13 protein-coding genes and 1 pseudogene are annotated in these 14,584 nt (G+C 71.6%); 7 read left to right on the top strand and 7 right to left on the bottom strand.

The features are described from left to right. Window positions 1–89 precede the first annotated feature (89 nt). A pseudogene (locus tag ACZ4RZ_RS32160) lies at window positions 90–317 on the top strand (DUF397 domain-containing protein); the annotation flags it as partial. On the opposite strand, the gene ACZ4RZ_RS32165 reads toward ACZ4RZ_RS32160, so the two are convergent. Beyond that, window positions 207–1,805, bottom strand: coding sequence for a FadD3 family acyl-CoA ligase (locus tag ACZ4RZ_RS32165; protein ID WP_467749931.1), 1,599 nt, complete (start codon window positions 1,803–1,805; stop codon window positions 207–209). The pseudogene ACZ4RZ_RS32160 and the gene ACZ4RZ_RS32165 sit on opposite strands and share 111 nt — an antisense overlap. A 102-nt stretch (window positions 1,806–1,907) precedes the next feature. Here ACZ4RZ_RS32165 and ACZ4RZ_RS32170 point away from each other — a divergent pair, with 102 nt between their 5' ends. From ACZ4RZ_RS32170 to ACZ4RZ_RS32180, 3 genes are all read left to right on the top strand, one after another. Further along, window positions 1,908–3,056 carry a lipid-transfer protein gene (locus ACZ4RZ_RS32170; RefSeq protein WP_467749933.1) on the top strand — a complete coding sequence of 383 codons (1,149 nt, stop codon included), beginning with the start codon at window positions 1,908–1,910 and terminating at the stop codon, window positions 3,054–3,056. Window positions 3,057–3,117: 61 nt separating this feature from the next. Further along, complete coding sequence (locus tag ACZ4RZ_RS32175) at window positions 3,118–3,567, top strand: Zn-ribbon domain-containing OB-fold protein (protein WP_467749935.1); 450 nt, start codon at window positions 3,118–3,120, stop codon at window positions 3,565–3,567. Next, entirely contained in the window at window positions 3,564–4,349 is a 786-nt protein-coding gene (locus ACZ4RZ_RS32180; protein ID WP_467749937.1) for an enoyl-CoA hydratase/isomerase family protein, read from the top strand. Before ACZ4RZ_RS32175 ends, ACZ4RZ_RS32180 begins: the two co-directional genes overlap by 4 nt. Before the next feature lie 368 nt (window positions 4,350–4,717). Here the strand turns inward: ACZ4RZ_RS32180 and ACZ4RZ_RS32185 are convergent, their stop codons facing one another. Further along, on the bottom strand, window positions 4,718–7,042 hold the full coding sequence (locus ACZ4RZ_RS32185; protein WP_467749939.1) for an outer membrane protein assembly factor BamB family protein: 2,325 nt from the start codon (window positions 7,040–7,042) through the stop codon (window positions 4,718–4,720). A gap of 170 nt (window positions 7,043–7,212) precedes the next feature. Further along, the gene (gene kbpA / locus ACZ4RZ_RS32190; RefSeq protein WP_467749941.1) at window positions 7,213–7,938 is read right to left on the bottom strand and encodes an AfsK-binding protein KbpA; all 726 of its coding nucleotides are present in this window, start codon (window positions 7,936–7,938) and stop codon (window positions 7,213–7,215) included. A 255-nt stretch (window positions 7,939–8,193) separates the two neighbouring features. Here kbpA and ACZ4RZ_RS32195 point away from each other — a divergent pair, with 255 nt between their 5' ends. Next, on the top strand, window positions 8,194–8,841 hold the full coding sequence (locus ACZ4RZ_RS32195) for a TetR family transcriptional regulator (protein ID WP_467749943.1): 648 nt from the start codon (window positions 8,194–8,196) through the stop codon (window positions 8,839–8,841). 95 nt (window positions 8,842–8,936) lie between these two features. Here the strand turns inward: ACZ4RZ_RS32195 and ACZ4RZ_RS32200 are convergent, their stop codons facing one another. Continuing rightward, a complete protein-coding gene (locus ACZ4RZ_RS32200) occupies window positions 8,937–9,389 on the bottom strand; it encodes an Lrp/AsnC family transcriptional regulator (protein WP_189186274.1) in 453 nt (150 codons plus the stop codon). Between the two features lie 94 nt (window positions 9,390–9,483). Between ACZ4RZ_RS32200 and ACZ4RZ_RS32205 the strand changes: the two genes are divergently transcribed. Next, complete coding sequence (locus ACZ4RZ_RS32205; protein WP_467750131.1) at window positions 9,484–10,251, top strand: LysE family translocator; 768 nt, start codon at window positions 9,484–9,486, stop codon at window positions 10,249–10,251. Between the two features lie 31 nt (window positions 10,252–10,282). Here ACZ4RZ_RS32205 and ACZ4RZ_RS32210 read toward each other — a convergent pair whose 3' ends face one another. The 3 genes from ACZ4RZ_RS32210 to ACZ4RZ_RS32220 form a co-directional block, all read right to left on the bottom strand. Continuing rightward, window positions 10,283–11,233 (bottom strand): GNAT family N-acetyltransferase, encoded by a 951-nt coding sequence (locus ACZ4RZ_RS32210; RefSeq protein ID WP_467749945.1) that lies wholly within the window; start codon window positions 11,231–11,233, stop codon window positions 10,283–10,285. 111 nt (window positions 11,234–11,344) lie between these two features. Next, window positions 11,345–11,857 carry a nitroreductase family deazaflavin-dependent oxidoreductase gene (locus ACZ4RZ_RS32215; RefSeq protein ID WP_467749947.1) on the bottom strand — a complete coding sequence of 171 codons (513 nt, stop codon included), beginning with the start codon at window positions 11,855–11,857 and terminating at the stop codon, window positions 11,345–11,347. 203 nt (window positions 11,858–12,060) lie between these two features. Beyond that, window positions 12,061–13,248, bottom strand: a complete 1,188-nt coding sequence (locus tag ACZ4RZ_RS32220; RefSeq protein WP_467749949.1) for an acyl-CoA dehydrogenase family protein — start codon at window positions 13,246–13,248, stop codon at window positions 12,061–12,063. A 112-nt stretch (window positions 13,249–13,360) separates the two neighbouring features. Between ACZ4RZ_RS32220 and ACZ4RZ_RS32225 the strand changes: the two genes are divergently transcribed. Beyond that, entirely contained in the window at window positions 13,361–14,551 is a 1,191-nt protein-coding gene (locus tag ACZ4RZ_RS32225) for a thiolase C-terminal domain-containing protein (protein WP_467749951.1), read from the top strand. Window positions 14,552–14,584: the final 33 nt, after the last annotated feature.

Below are 14,584 nucleotides of genomic sequence, written 5' to 3' on the forward strand. Positions count from 1 at the left end.
CCCCGCGAGGGCCGACTTCGACTTCTCGGCGCCTTCAAGTGGCTGTTGGGGCCGCTTGAAAACGCCGGTCCCCGCAGCCGCCTGGCAGTGACTGTGTTGAGGTCGCTGAAGGCCTCCCCAGAGTCATTCCTGTCCGCGACGCGAAGACCCCGGAAGGCCCCGTCCTGCTGTTCCGAGCCACAGCCTGGTCCGCCACCGTCGCCCCCTCACCTCCCCCGCAACTCCCCCTTCACCACCTTCCCGCTCGCATTCCGCGGCAGCTCCCCCACGAACTCCACCACCCGCGGCACCTTGTAATTCGCCATCTCGCGCCGTGACCAGGCGATCAGGTCGTCCGCGGTCACTACGGCCCCCGCCCGGCGGACCACGTACGCCTTGCCCACCTCCCCCAGCCGCCCGTCCGGAACCCCGATCACCGCCACGTCGGCCACATCCGGGTGCAGGCCCAGCAGTTGCTCTATCTCCGCGGGGTACGCGTTGAAGCCGCCGACGATGAACATGTCCTTGATGCGGTCGGTGATGCGGAGGTTGCCGGCGTCGTCCAGGACGCCGACGTCGCCCGTGCGCAGCCAGCCGTCGGCATCCAGGACGGCCGCCGTGGCGTCCGGGTCCTCGAAGTAGCCCTGCATGACGTTGAAGCCGCGGACCAGGACCTCGCCCGGGGAGCCGGCTCCAAGGGGCACCCCCGTCGAGTCCACCACCCGCACCTCCGTGCCCGGGATCGCCCGCCCGGAGGTCGAGGCGATCACCGGTGGCGCGTCTCCCCGGCGGCACATCGTGACGATGCCGCTCGCCTCGGAGAGGCCGTACGCCGTCAGCACCGTGTCCACGCCGAGTTCCGAGCGCAGGCGTTCCACCAGGCGCAGCGGCACCACCGCCGCGCCCGTCACCACCAGGCGCAGAGCCGAGAGGTCGTACGTGTCCCGGGACGGGTGGTCCAACAGCGACTGGTGGAGGGTGGGCGGGCCCGGGAGGACCGAGATGCGTTCCGATGCGATGTTCGCCAGCACCGTGTCCACGTTGAACACCGGCTGCGGGATCATCGTCGCGCCGCGCATCAGGCAGGCCACGATGCCCGCCTTGTAGCCGAAGGTGTGGAAGAAGGGGTTCACGATCAGGTAGCGGTCGCCCTCGCGGAGGCCCGCGAGGTCGCTCCAGATCTCGTAGCCGCGGAGGGTCTGCGCGTGGGTGATCAGCGCACCCTTCGGGCGGCCCGTGGTTCCCGACGTGAAGATGATGTCCGAGGGTGCGGAGCCGGAGAGGGTGTCGGCCCGCTGTCGTACGTCCGCCGCTCCCACGCCCTCCCCGTCCGCCAGGAAGTCCTTCCAGGTACGGAAGTCGGCGGGGGCGTCGTCCGCGAGCACCACCACCTGCTCCAGGTACGGAAGGCCGGGCAGCGGGCCGGATCCTGGGCCCTCGCCGGACGCCCTCCGCAGCGACGCCACGTACGACGTCCCCAGGAAGGTTCCGGTCACGAACAGCAGTTTCGCGCGACTGCGCGACAGGACGTACGCCGCCTCCGTGCCCTTGAAGCGGGTGTTGAGGGGGACCAGGGTCGCTCCCGCGGAGACCGCGCCCAGCGCGGAGACGATCCAGTCGAGGGTGTTCGGGGCCCAGATGGCGACCCGGTCGCCCCGTCGTACCCCGCTCGCCATGCAGGCCGCCGCCGCGCGCTCCACTCGGGCGCCCAACTCGGCGTACGAGATACGGGTACGGCCCTCGACGACCGCCTCGCGGTCCGCGAAGCGCGTCGCCGCCGAGCGCACCAGCCCCGGGATGCTGCCCCACTCCAGGTCCCCGCGCATCGCACGCCTCCCCATGACCGACGACCACTAGCTGACTGACCGTCAGATTAGCTGTAGCCTGACGGCCTGTCAGCAGTCGGGACTCCATCGGGAGGTGCGCGCATGGCGGGAATCAAGGACGCCACCGCCGTCGTCGGAATCGGGCAGACCCCCTTCGCCAAGCAACTCCCCGAATCCGAGAAGACCTTGGCCTGCCGTGCCATCCTCGCCGCCCTCGACGACGCCGGGATCGCGCCCGCCGAAGTCGACGCCCTCGCCTCCTACACGATGGAGGAGACGGACGAGGTGGAGGTGGCCAAGGCCGTCGGTTTTGGTGACCTCAGCTTCTTCAGCAAGGTGGGGTACGGAGGGGGTGGCTCCTGCGCCACCGTCGCGCATCTCGCCGCCGCCATCGCCGGCGGACAGGCGACGGTGGGGGTCGCCTGGCGGTCGCGGAAGAGGGGATCCGGCCCACGACCGTGGAAGAACACCAGCGTCCAACTCCCCACCCCCGCCCAGTGGACCCGCCCCTTCGGGCTCCTGCGCCCGGCCGATGAGATCGGCATGCTGGCCCGCCGGTACATGCACGAGTACGGCGCCACCCGCGATCACCTCTTCAATGTCGCGCTCGCCTGCCGCAACCGGGCCAATCAGAATCCCGCCGCGATCATGTACGAGCGACCCCTCACCCGCGAGATGTACATGACCTCCCGCTGGATCAGCGAACCCCTCTGCCTCTTCGACAACTGTCTTGAGACCGACGGGGCGTTGGCATGCGTCATCGTGTCCGCCGAGCGGGCGCGGGACTGCCGGCAGCGGCCCGTGTACGTCCACTCCGCCGCCCAGGGCCTGCCCGCCCAGCACCACGGCATGGTCAACTACTGGAACGACGACCCGCTCACCGGGCCCGCCTGGACCGCCGCCCGACACCTGTGGAAACACGCCGACTTCACACCTGAGGACGTGGACGTGGCGCAGATCTACGACGCGTTCACGCCGCTCATACCGCTCTCGTTGGAGGGATACGGCTTCTGCGGACGGGGGGAAGGCGCGGCCTTCACGGAAGGGGGCGCGCTGGAGATCGGCGGACGGCTGCCCATCAATACGGGGGGCGGCGGTCTCAGCGAGGCGTATGTGCACGGCTTCAACCTCATCAATGAGGGCGTGAAGCAACTGCGGGGCACGAGCACGGCGCAGGTGCCGGGGGCGGCCACCTGCCTGGTCACGGCGGGGGAGGGGGTCCCGACCTCCGCCCTCCTTCTGAGGGCCTGAGGGCCTGAGGGCCTGAGGAGCTGAAGGAGCTGAAGAGGCTGAAGGAGCTGAAGGAGCTGACATGAAGACCGGCATGAACGAGTCCCTGCTCTCCCCCGTCCTCGACGACGACGGAGCGCCTTTCTGGCAGTACGCCGCCCAGGGCGAACTCCGGATCCAGGCGTGCGCCGACTGCGACGAACTCCGCTTTCCGCCCCGGCCCTGCTGCCCGCACTGCCACTCCTTCACGAGCGAGTGGCGGAAGATGAGCGGGAGGGGGCGCGTGTGGTCGTACGTCATACCGCATCCGCCGCTCCTGCCCGCCTACGCGGAGCAGGCCCCGTACAACGCGATCGTGGTGGAGCTGGCGGAGGCCCCGCGGATACGGCTCGTGGGGAATCTGGTGAGCGGGCCCGAGGCACCGCTCAACTCCGTTCCCCCGGAGCGGATAAGGATCGGGGCACGGGTGCAGGCGGTCTTCACGGAGGTGAACGGCATGTCCGTGCCGCGCTGGGTTCTGGAGCGGCCGTGAGCGGCGGTGATGGTCACCTGAGGGTCAGCGCCGACAAGGACACCGGGGTCGCCGTCCTCACTCTCGACCGGCCCGAGAAGCTCAACGCCATCGACCTCGATACGGCCGCCCAACTCACCTCCACATGGCGGGAGTTCCGCTACGACGACTCCGTACGGGCCGTCGTCGTCACAGGAGCGGGTACGCGGGCCTTCTGCACAGGGATCGACCGGGGCGTGGTCGTTCCGCAGCCCAACTCCCCCTACATGGTGGACGATCCGCTCGTCGCGATCGGGCCGAAGGCGAACGACCTGTGGAAGCCGGTGATCGCGGCCGTGAACGGGATCGCGTGCGGGGGTGCCTTCTATCTGCTCGGGGAGGCCGAGTTCATCGTGGCGGACGAGGGGGCGACGTTCTTCGACCCGCACACGACGTACGGGATGGTCAGCGCGTACGAGTCCATCCACATGGCGCTGCGGATGCCGTTCGGGGAGGTGGCGCGGATGGCGTTGATGGGGACCGCCGAACGGATCTCCGCGCGGCGGGCGTACGAGGTGGGGTTGGTGTCCGAAGTCACCGCCCCTGGTGAGGTGTTGGCGGCTGCCGTCGACTGTGCCGCCGTCATCGCCTCGTATCCGGTCGAGGCCGTGCAGGGGACCGTGCGGGCGTTGTGGCTGGCCAAGGAGGCGGCCCGCGCGGCCGCGCTCGCGCATGCTCCGCAGCTCGTCTCGATGGGCAACCTTCCGGGGGAGGGGCAGGCGGGGCTCTTCATGGCCCGGCGGCCCGGTTTTCGGTTGCGATAGGGCTACTCGGCGGTACCCGGGGCACGGACGGCGTCGCGTGGCGGGGTCGTCGCACTCGGCGTAGCGTCTGCACCGAGAGCGGGGGCCGCGCCCGCTCCCCTGAGCGACGGCCGCCGTACGGAGCCCCTTCCGTGGCCGGTACGACGGCCGTCACGGGTGAGTTTTTTCGCCCCCTCCGCCCCTGCCCTCCCCCACTCTCGGCTTCGCTCGAGCGGGGGGACCCCCATCGTCCCTGGGGGCTGCCGCCCCCAGACCCCCGCCAAAAGACTGCGCAGTTCGCCGCGCCCCCGAAAGGGGCTCGGGGAACTGCGCTACAAGCTCCCACGGGTGGGGGCGGCTGAGCGAGGAAACTCCCACCCCAGCCCCCGTCACGTCGTCCGAGCCGTCCCCGTCCCCTTTTCCGCGTCCAGCGCGTACACGCAGCGGTCCTTGCTGCAGGCGTAGACGACGCCGTCCTTGACGACGGGAGCCCCGGTGATCTCCCCGCCCGTCGCGAGCTTCCAGCGGAGCCGGCCGTCGTCCGCCTTCAGGGTGTAGAGGAGATGGTCCGTGGAGCCGAAGTGGATGCGGCCCTCGGCCACGGCGGGCGCGCCCACCAGGTCGCCCCCCGCCTGGAACCGCCACTTCGGCGTGCCGGTGACGGCGTCGAGCGTGTAGAGGCCCTTGCCGCTGCCCACGTGGACATGCCCCGCAGCGACGAGGACCGGCTCGATCGAGGCGCGCGACTCGGTGGCGATGCGCCAGCGGTCGCGCCCGTCGGTGGCGTCGAGGGCGTACACCGTGCCCAGGTAGTCGGCCAGGTAGACGCCACCGCCCGTCACAGCCGGGCCGGGCACGAAGGCCGGCGGGGAGAGGAAGACGGCGGGCGCCTCGAAGTGCCAGCGGACATGACCGCTCGCCACGTCGACGGCCAGCACACGGGTTCCGGCGGAGACGTACACGTAGCCGTCGGGCGCCTGCGCCAGGCGCACCGGGACTCCGCCGCACGACGCCGCATCGCCGATCGGGTACGACCAGCGCTCCTCACCGGTACGGGCCTCCAGGGCAAGCAGCCGGGCGTCCTTCCAGACGTACACCGTGCCGTCGTGGACGGCGGGTCCGGCCTCCGGGGACTCGAAGTCCGTCTGGGCGCCGGTGATCTCCCACAGTTTCTGCCCGTTGGAGGCCTCCCAGGCCTGTACGCCGCCCCCGCGCGTGCCGGTGACGACCGTCCCCCGGTCGGCCTTGAGCGAGTACACCCAGGCGTCGGTGGACAGTCGCCACAAGTCACCGCCCTCCCGGGCGTCCAGGGCGAAGAGCGTCGGCCCGTCGGACGCATGGATCCGGCCGTCCGCCACCGCCATCGACCACGCCACATCACGCGTCTTGAAGCGGCGCCGGCCGGTCGCCACGTCCAGCGCGTGGACCTCGAAGGAGGTGACGTAGACCAGGTCGTCCGCCACCGACGGCGTACCCCATACGTCGTTCGACATGCGGAAACGCCAGGGGCGCCAGCCGGAGGCCGACTCGGCGGGCGGGGGCGGTGCCACGGTGGGCGCGGGATCGGCGCCGTTCACGCCGGCGCGCGGCCGGGACCAGGATGCGGCGAGGCCCGCCTCGGGAGGAGGTGCCTTGACGGCGGCGGCGCGGGCGTCGGCGACGCGCGGCCCGGGGCCGATGGGCACCTGGGCACCGGCGAGCCGTACCGGACCGCTGTCGGGCGCCCCGACGGGCACGGGGGCGTGCGAGGGAGGCGGCGGCACGACCGGGCGTCCACCACTGCGCCCCCCGCCACTCGACGACGGCTTCACCGCGGGACGGCCCCCACGGCGCGCCTCGATCAGGCCCACCGCCCGCTCGGGCAGCCACGCGGACGCCGTACCGCTGTCGTCGGAGCCGGAGCCGAAGAGATGAGGAGCCAGCTGCGCCTGGAGGTCGGCCGGGTTGGGGCGTCCCGTCGCCTCCATCTGCATGCAGGACTCGATGAGCGGACGGAGTTCGTCCGGGAGCCCCTCCAGGTCCGGGCCCTCCCGCAGCAGCATGAAGACCGTCTCGACAGGGTTGGCGCCATGGAAGGGCGCGTGCCCCGTGGCGGCGAACACCAGCATCGAGCCGAGCGAGAAGACGTCGCTCGCGCCGGTCACGCTGCGCGAGTCCTTCGCCTGCTCGGGCGACATGTACGCGGGCGTACCGACGGCGACGTTCGTCATCGTCAGGCGGGTGTTCGAGACGCCGGACGCGATGCCGAAGTCGATGACACGCGGTCCGTCCTCGACGACGAGGACATTGGAGGGCTTGAGGTCCCGGTGCACCAGACCCGCGCCATGGATGGACTGCAAGGCCTCGGCCACACCCGCCGCCAGCCAGCGCACCGCCTGGGCCGGGAGCGGCCCGCACTCATTCACTATTTCCTCGAGCGAGGGCGCGGGCACATACGCGGTGGCCAGCCACGGCACGGCCGCGCGCGGGTCGGCGTCGACCACGGCCGCCGTGTAGAAGCCGGAAACCGCCCGCGCGGCCTCGACCTCTCGTGTGAAGCGGACCCGGAACAGCTGGTCCTCGGCGAGTTCCGTCCTGACCGTCTTGATCGCCACGCGCCGGCCGGAAGCCGAGCGCGCGAGATAGACCAGCCCCATGCCGCCGGCACCCAGCCGTCCCAGCACCTCGAACGGCCCGATCCGCCGCGGATCGTGCTGCGTCAGCTGATCCACCACTTGCCTGCCACCTCCCCGTACGGGCCACGTCATCCACGTATGAACGCGGCCCCGTGCAGCGTCTCACCACCGCACCGCCATGGCGGCACGCACCCCGATTCTTCCTGGCTCGGCCACAGGTTGCGAACCCGGGGGCGAATCGGGGTGTCTCGGGACAAAAGCCCCACGTATCACCGTTGAAGTACGGCGAACGACGCCCCCTGATTGTCCGTGACCACGGCCACCCGTCCGTACGACGTGTCGAAGGGTGTCGCCTGGACCCGTCCGCCGAGCCGTTTCACCGTCCCGAGTACCGCGTCACAGTCTTCGACGCCGAAGTGGACGAGGAAGTGCGGCGGCATTTCGGCCGGGAAGACGTCGGAGACGGGCGCGCGGCCGAAGTCGGGGGTCGCGTCGGGGCCGAAGAGGGCGTCGTGGAAGAGGGCGCCGTAGAACCGGTCGACCGTCGTGGTGTCCCGCGCGTACAGCTCGGCCCAGCAGAAGGAGCCCCGCTCGTGCCGCCTGCCGAAGCCGGCGTGGGTGCCGGCCTGCCAGAGGCCGAAGACGGCACCCTCCGGGTCGGTCACGAGGGCCATGGTGCCCAGGGAGTCGACCGGCGTCGGTGCCGTGATGAGCTGGCCGCCCCCGTCGGTGATGCGCCGGGAGAGTGCGGTGGCGTCGGGCGTCGCGAAATACACCGTCCATACGGTGGGCATCCGGCCGTCCCACTTGGGCGTAAGACCGGCGACGGGCTCACCGTCGAGGTGCGCCAGGCCGTCGGGGCCGTACCCCTCGGCGAATGTCCAGCCGAAGAGCTCGCCGTAGAAGCGCTTGCCCGCCTCCACGTCGGGGAGCTGCGCGTCGACCCAGCAGGGCACGCCTTCTCGGAAATCAGAGGAAACGTCTGATTCGGCCATGCGGTCAAGCTAACGGCCTTTCATCCACCGCGCGCGGTGGCTCACACTCCACCCACACCCCGGCCGCATCCCCCGACTACCCACGCTCCTCCACACCCGCACCCCCCGCCACTCCACACCCGCACCCCCGCCACTCCACCGATATCGGCCCCGCACCCCACCGCCACCCCACCGATATCGGCCCCGCAGCCACCCAAGCACCCCATTTGCAGTCGGCCGAATCGCGCTCCGATCACCCCTCGGTAAGCTGACGGCATGACAGGACAAGTGCGTACCGTCGACGGCCGCGTGGCCGGACGGCGAGGGCAGGCGACCCGGCAGAAGCTGCTCGACTGCCTCAGCGAGATGCTCAGCTCCTCGCCCTACCGGGACGTCAAAGTCATTGATGTCGCCCGGAAGGCGGGCACTTCACCGGCGACCTTCTATCAGTACTTCCCGGACGTCGAAGGCGCCGTCCTTGAGATCGCCGAGCAAATGGCCACGGAGGGCGCTGGGTTGACCCAGCTGCTCGAAGGGCGTTCCTGGGTCGGCAAGGCCGGCTGGCAGACCGCACAGGAACTCGTCGACGGCTTTTTGGAGTTCTGGCGCAAGAACGACGCGATCCTCAGGGTCGTCGATCTGGGCGCCGCCGAGGGCGACAAACGGTTCTACAAGATCCGCATGAAGATCCTGAACTCCGTGAACAACTCCCTTACGGACACGGTCGCCGACCTCCAGGCCAGGGGCAAGGTCGACAAGGACGTGAACCCCGCGGCGATGTCCGGTTCCCTTGTCGCCATGCTCGCTGCGGTGGCTTCGCACCAGAAGGGTTTCCAGACGTGGGGCGTCAAGCAGGCTGAACTCAAGCCCAATCTGGCGCTGTTGGTGCACCTCGGCGTGACCGGGAAGAAGCCGACGAAGTAGTACGCCCCTTCCCTGTTGCCCCCAACTCCTGTCATGCAGGCGGCAGTCCACCGGTGTGGGCTGCCGCCTGCTGCGCTGTGGTGGCCGTCGAGGCTCTATGCGGGCAGCGGGCGGTCCGTCACCACGTGCTTCATCACCAGCGTCGACGTCAGCCGCTGCACGCCCGGCAGCGTCGCCAGCCGGTCGTCGTAGAGCCGCTGGAAGGCCGCGAGGTCGGCGGTGGCGACCCGCAGCAGATAGTCCGGCTCCCCGAAGAGCCGTTGCGCGTCCAGTACGTGGGGGATGTCGGCCAGCGCGCGCTCGAAGTCGGCGACGGTGTCCCGGTCCTCCTGGCGCATCGAGACGAAGACCAGCGCCTCGAAGGTCAGGCCCACCGCGGCCGGGTCCACGACCGCGCGGTAACCCCGGATGGCGCCGGAGCGCTCCAGCTCCCGCAGTCGCCGATGACACGGCGAGACGCTGAGCCGCACCCGCGCGGCCAGCTCGGTCACGGTCAGCCGCCCGTCCTGCTGGAGCTCGGCAAGAATCTTCTGGTCCACGGCGTCCATGAGGCAGATCTTCCCCCGGAATCCCCGATCATGGGCAAATTTCGAAAACACCTTTGGGGCAATCGCGCCTAATGTCCCCAGCATGGAATGGGGAATGGACTGGGGAATGGTCACGGCGTTTCTCGCCGTGGATCTGCTGCTGGTGTGCGTGCCGGGTGCGGACTGGGCGTACGCGATATCCGCGGGACTGCGCGGCCGGTCGGTGCTCCCCGCTGTCTCGGGACTCGTCGCCGGGTACGCCGTGCACACGCTGCTCGCGGTGGCCGGGCTGGCGGTCCTGGTCGCGGGCTCGCCGGGCCTGCTCACCGCGCTCACCATGGCGGGGGCGGGGTATCTGGTGTGGCTGGGGTGGGGGGTCCTGCGGAGGCCGGCGACGCCGCAGGTACCTGAAGGCGGCGACCTTGCCGCTCCGGTGGCGGCCGGAGCCGACGCTGCCGCACTGGTAGCCGCCGGGGCCCACACCACCGCACCGGTAGCCGCCCGAGCCCACACCACCGCACCGCCGGCGAGCGCCGAGCCTCCCGCCCCCGCCCCTTCCCCCTCTCCCTCCCCCTCTCGCTCCCGAGCGTTCCTCCGCGGCGCCGCGATCAGTGGCCTCAATCCCAAGGGCCTGCTGCTCTACCTCTCCGTACTGCCGCAGTTCCTCAGGCCGGCGGCCGGGGCGCCGGTGGCCGCGCAGACCGCCGTGCTCGGTGCGGTCCACATGGCCTGCTGTGCCGCCGTCTACCTCGGCGTCGGCGTGCTGGCCCGCGCCGTCCTGGGGGCCAGGCCGGCCGCGGCCCGCGCGGTGGCCCGCACCTCCGGGGCCGCGATGCTCGGCATCGGCGGGTTTCTGCTGGTGGAGCGCCTGGCCACGCTGTGAGGCCGAACCGACGGACGGCACCGCCCCTCGGTCAGACGGGGCGGATCAGCTCCCAGGTGTCCACGGCGAAGTCGAGGGTCATGCCGTGCCGCTCGTAGAGCGCGAGCGCGCCGCTGCTGTTGTCGGTGTCCACACCGAGGCCGATCCGGTCGCGGCCCAGCGCCGCGTAGTGCCCGAAGGCATGGCGCAGGAGGTAGCTGCCGAGGCCCCGCCCCCGGGCCCGGCGCAGGACGCCGAGGTGGCCGATCCAGGCCATCGAGGCGCGGTCGTTGTGGGTGCGCAGCACCGCCGCGTCCCCGAGTCCGTCGACGTGGGCGATCCAGATCAGCGACCAGTCGACGCGCTCGGCGTCGATGTCGTCCAGCCACTGTCCGTACGTACGCGGCTGGAAGTCGAAGTGGTCGGCGAAGGACTCCTGGAGCAGTGCGTGGGCGCGCCGCCGGTCCGGCTCGGCGGGACAGGGACGCAGGGTCACACCGGGCGGAGGCGTCGGCGGCAGGTCGGTCGCGCCGGACAGGTCGCGGGCCAACACGTTGTAGCGGCGGACCGGGCGCCAGCCTCGGCCGCGCAGTGCGTTCAGGTCCAGGGTGGGATCGATGTTGAGGTGCAGGTGCACCACCGCCCGCGACGCACCGTTGGCGGCCGCCCGCTCCGCGGCCCTGGCCTCCATCAGGTCGAACAGGTGCAGTGCGGCCTGCGACCGGTCGGGCAGCGTGTAGTGGTCCATGTCGATCCGCTCGCCGCCGGAGTCGTCCCACAGCAGGCCGTATCCGATCAGCCGGTCCCCGTCGAAGAGCAGCCAGGAGTCGCGCTCCAGCTCCACCTCGGGATGCTTCAAGTCGGCCTGGACCTCGGCCAGTTCGGTGTCGGCGCGGCCGATCTCCAGCAGGTCGATCTCGTTGAGCAGCGCACACACCGCCGCCGCGTCGTCGAGTGTCGCCGGGCGCAAGGTCAGACCGGGCGGAGGGGTGGGCAGCGTCATGGACCCACTGTCCGGCGACGGGCGCCCGGCCCGCAACGGACTTTCCCGGGCGCCCGGACGGGTTACGGACACCCGGACAGGGTTACGGGCGCCCAGGCGGAGTCACGTCCTTCAGCGCCGCACGATCCGGAACAGCCTGATCTCACGGTCGACCCGCGCCTGATACGTGGCGTAGGGCGGCCAGAACGACAGCACCGCCTTCCACGCCGCGTCCCGCTCCTCGCCCTCGAGGAGATGAGCGGTTACCGCGATGTCCTCGCCCTTCCAGCTGATCTCGGCGTCGGGGTGGGCGAGGAGATTGGCGGTCCAGGCGGGGTGGTCCGTACGCCCGAAGTTGGAGCCGATGAGGATCCAGCTTCCCGGGCCGCCATCCGGTGCGGCGCCCTCGGGCATGCAGGCCAGCGGCGTCCGCCGTTCCAGCCCGCTCTTCGCGCCGCGCGCGGTGAGGATGACGCCCGGCAGCATCTGCGCGCTGAGCAGCACCTTGCCGCGGGTCAGCCGGTGCACGGCGCGGTCGAGGGCGGGGACCAGGTGCGGGGCGACCCGGGCGAAGGCCCGCGTCGAGGACACCTTCTGCACCAGCCGGACCCCGGGAATCCTCCTCGGCCCCGCACCTGAACCCATGCCCGGTCCCATACCTGGTTCCTTGTCCGGTCCCGCACCTGATTCCGCGCGCGCACCTGCACCTCGTCCCGCACCTGATTCCGTGCCCGGCCTCGCAGACGGCCCCGTACCCGATCCGCTGCCCGGCGCCACACCCGATCCCATACCCGGCCCCCCGCCCGATCCCACAGCTGGTTCCCCGCCCGGCCCCTCCGCCTCGGCCATCAGACCGCCACCTCCCCGCCGTCGAAGAGGCGCGCGGCGTCGGCGGCGTACCCCCGCAGCCGATGCACCGGACCGAAGAGCAGTTCGTCGCCGGAGGCGCGCTTGAAGTAGAGATGGGCCTCGTGCTCCCAGGTGAAGCCGATGCCGCCGTGCAGCTGGATGCCCTCGGAGGCGGCGGTGCGCAGCGCCTCCAGGGCCTGGGCGAGCGCGAGCGCACCCACCCGTTCCCCGCCCGCACCGGCCGCCCACGCGGCGTAGTACGCCGCCGACCGCGCCGCCTGCACCCCCACATACACATCCGCGAGCCGGTGCTTCACCGCCTGGAAGGACCCGATCGCCCGCCCGAACTGCTCGCGCTGCCGCACGTACTCGACGGTCCGCTCCAGCGCGCGGTCGGCGGCACCCACGGCCTCCGTGGCGAGCACGGCGGCGGCGGTGTCCCCGACGGCGGCGAGCGCGGCGGGCACGTCGGAGCCGTCGTCGCCGAGCAACTCGGCCTCTACGTCCCGCAGTTCGACCCGGGCCTGCGGCCGTGTCTCGTCCAAGGACGTCTGCCGCACTCGTACGAGCCCCTGGACGCCCTCTCGTACGAGGAACAGCAGCGTCCGCGACCGAGCGAAGCCCCCTGTGTGCGCGGCCACCACAAGCAGCCCCGCGCTGTGTCCGTCGAGCACCTGTGCCGCCTGCCCGTAGAGGCGCCAGGCGCCCTCGGCCCGCCGCGCCTGTACGCCTCCGGCGCGCCCGTCGCCCGCCCAGTCCCCGCGGTTGTCGCCGACCAGCCCGAGCGCCGTCGCTAGCCCCGCGCCCGGTACGGCGAGGGCGGCGGTCAGCTCGCCGGAGGCGAGACGGGGCAGCACTTCGGCACGCTGGGCGCCGGTGCCGAGGGCCAGGATCAGCGGGGCGGCGAGGACGGCGGTCGCGAGCAGCGGCGAGGGGGCCAGGGCGCGCCCCGACTCCTCGCAGGCGAGGGCGAGTTCGGTCGCCGAGCAGCCGACACCGCCGTACGCCTCGGGGAGGGCGAGCCCGGGCAGCCCGAGCTGTTGCGCGAGCGCCTCCCACAGTGCCGGGTCGTATCCGGCGGGGGTCCGCACGGCGGCCCGCAGCTCCTCCGGGCCGCAGCGCTTGACCAGCAGCTCCCGCAGAGTGCGGCGGATCTCGTCCTGCTCGGCGGTGAAACGGGCGTCCATGGGTGGGTTCCTCCCGGATCTGACGAGCCGTCATGTTAGGGCGAGGGGTGGCAGATGCACAGGGGTGCGACCACCTCCCGGCGGAGGACTTATCTGATGTACCGTCAGATTCATGACTCCAGGACAGCGGACAGGACAGCGGAGGGTCGCGGTCGTCGGCATAGCCCTCTCCGACTGCGGCCGGGTGGAGCAGGCGACCCCGTACGCCCTGCACGCCCAGGCGGCCCGCCGCGCGCTGGCCGACTCGGGCCTGGACCGATCGGTGATCGACGGCTTCGCGTCGGCGGGCCTGGGCACCCTGGCCCCCGTAGAAGTGGCCGAATACATGGGGCTGAAGCCCACCTGGGTCGACTCCACCTCCGTCGGCGGCGCCACCTGGGAGGTCATGGCGGCGCACGCGGCGGACGCGATCGCGGCGGGCCACGCGAACGCGGTGCTGCTCGTCTACGGCTCGACGGCTCGCGCGGACGTCAAGGCGGGCCGGCGCACGGGAAACCTCTCCTTCGGCGCGCGCGGCCCGCTGCAATTCGAGGTCCCGTACGGCCACACGCTGATCGCCAAGTACGCGATGGCCGCGCGCCGCCACATGCACCAGTACGGCACGACGCCGGAACAGCTCGCCTCGGTCGCCGTCCAGGCCCGCGCGAACGCGGCGGCGAATCCGGAGGCGATGTTCCGCGACCCGATCACCGTCGACGACGTCCTGTCCGGCCCGATGATCGCGGACCCCTTCACCAAGCTGCACTGCTGCATCCGCTCCGACGGCGGCGCGGCGGTGCTGCTCGCGGCCGAGGAGTACGTACGCGACTGCCGTACGGACCCGGTGTGGATCCTCGGCGCCGGCGAGCACGTCTCGCACACCACCATGTCCGAGTGGGAGGACTTCACGGTGTCCCCGGCCGCGGTGAGCGGCCGGCTGGCCTTTCAGCGGGCGGGGGTGCGCCCGCAGGAGATCGACCTCGCCGAGATCTACGACGCCTTCACCTACATGACACTCGTGACCCTGGAGGATCTCGGCTTCTGCGCGAAGGGCGAGGGGGGAGCGTTCGTGGACGCCGGGAAGGGGCGGCTGCTGGTGGGCGGGGAGCTGCCGGTGAACACCGACGGGGGCGGGCTGTCGGCCCAACACCCCGGCATGCGCGGGCTGTTCCTGATCGTCGAGGCCGTGCGTCAACTGCGCGGGGAGGCGGGCGAGGGACGGCAGGTGCGGAGGCCGGACGGGGGGCTGCCGCAGTTGGCCGTGGCCTCCGGCACCGGGGGCTGGTTCTGCTCGTCGGGGACGGTGGTGCTGGGCCGGGGGTGAGCGGGTCTACGGCCGTACGGTGATGGTGGCCTC

This window comes from Streptomyces sp. NPDC027189, from assembly GCF_055566975.1.

Bases quoted from the DNA above. Each gene is read 5' to 3' on its own strand.
- ACZ4RZ_RS32205 (WP_467750131.1), top strand. From the start codon at position 9,484: ATGGACTGGGGAATGGTCACGGCGTTTCTCGCCGTGGATCTGCTGCTG.
- kbpA (WP_467749941.1), bottom strand. From the start codon at position 7,938: ATGGCCGAATCAGACGTTTCCTCTGATTTCCGAGAAGGCGTGCCCTGC.
- ACZ4RZ_RS32165 (WP_467749931.1), bottom strand. From the start codon at position 1,805: ATGCGCGGGGACCTGGAGTGGGGCAGCATCCCGGGGCTGGTGCGCTCG.
- ACZ4RZ_RS32195 (WP_467749943.1), top strand. From the start codon at position 8,194: ATGACAGGACAAGTGCGTACCGTCGACGGCCGCGTGGCCGGACGGCGA.
- ACZ4RZ_RS32225 (WP_467749951.1), top strand. From the start codon at position 13,361: ATGACTCCAGGACAGCGGACAGGACAGCGGAGGGTCGCGGTCGTCGGC.
- ACZ4RZ_RS32175 (WP_467749935.1), top strand. From the start codon at position 3,118: ATGAAGACCGGCATGAACGAGTCCCTGCTCTCCCCCGTCCTCGACGAC.
- ACZ4RZ_RS32215 (WP_467749947.1), bottom strand. From the start codon at position 11,857: ATGGGTTCAGGTGCGGGGCCGAGGAGGATTCCCGGGGTCCGGCTGGTG.
- ACZ4RZ_RS32200 (WP_189186274.1), bottom strand. From the start codon at position 9,389: ATGGACGCCGTGGACCAGAAGATTCTTGCCGAGCTCCAGCAGGACGGG.
- ACZ4RZ_RS32220 (WP_467749949.1), bottom strand. From the start codon at position 13,248: ATGGACGCCCGTTTCACCGCCGAGCAGGACGAGATCCGCCGCACTCTG.
- ACZ4RZ_RS32170 (WP_467749933.1), top strand. From the start codon at position 1,908: ATGGCGGGAATCAAGGACGCCACCGCCGTCGTCGGAATCGGGCAGACC.
- ACZ4RZ_RS32210 (WP_467749945.1), bottom strand. From the start codon at position 11,233: ATGACGCTGCCCACCCCTCCGCCCGGTCTGACCTTGCGCCCGGCGACA.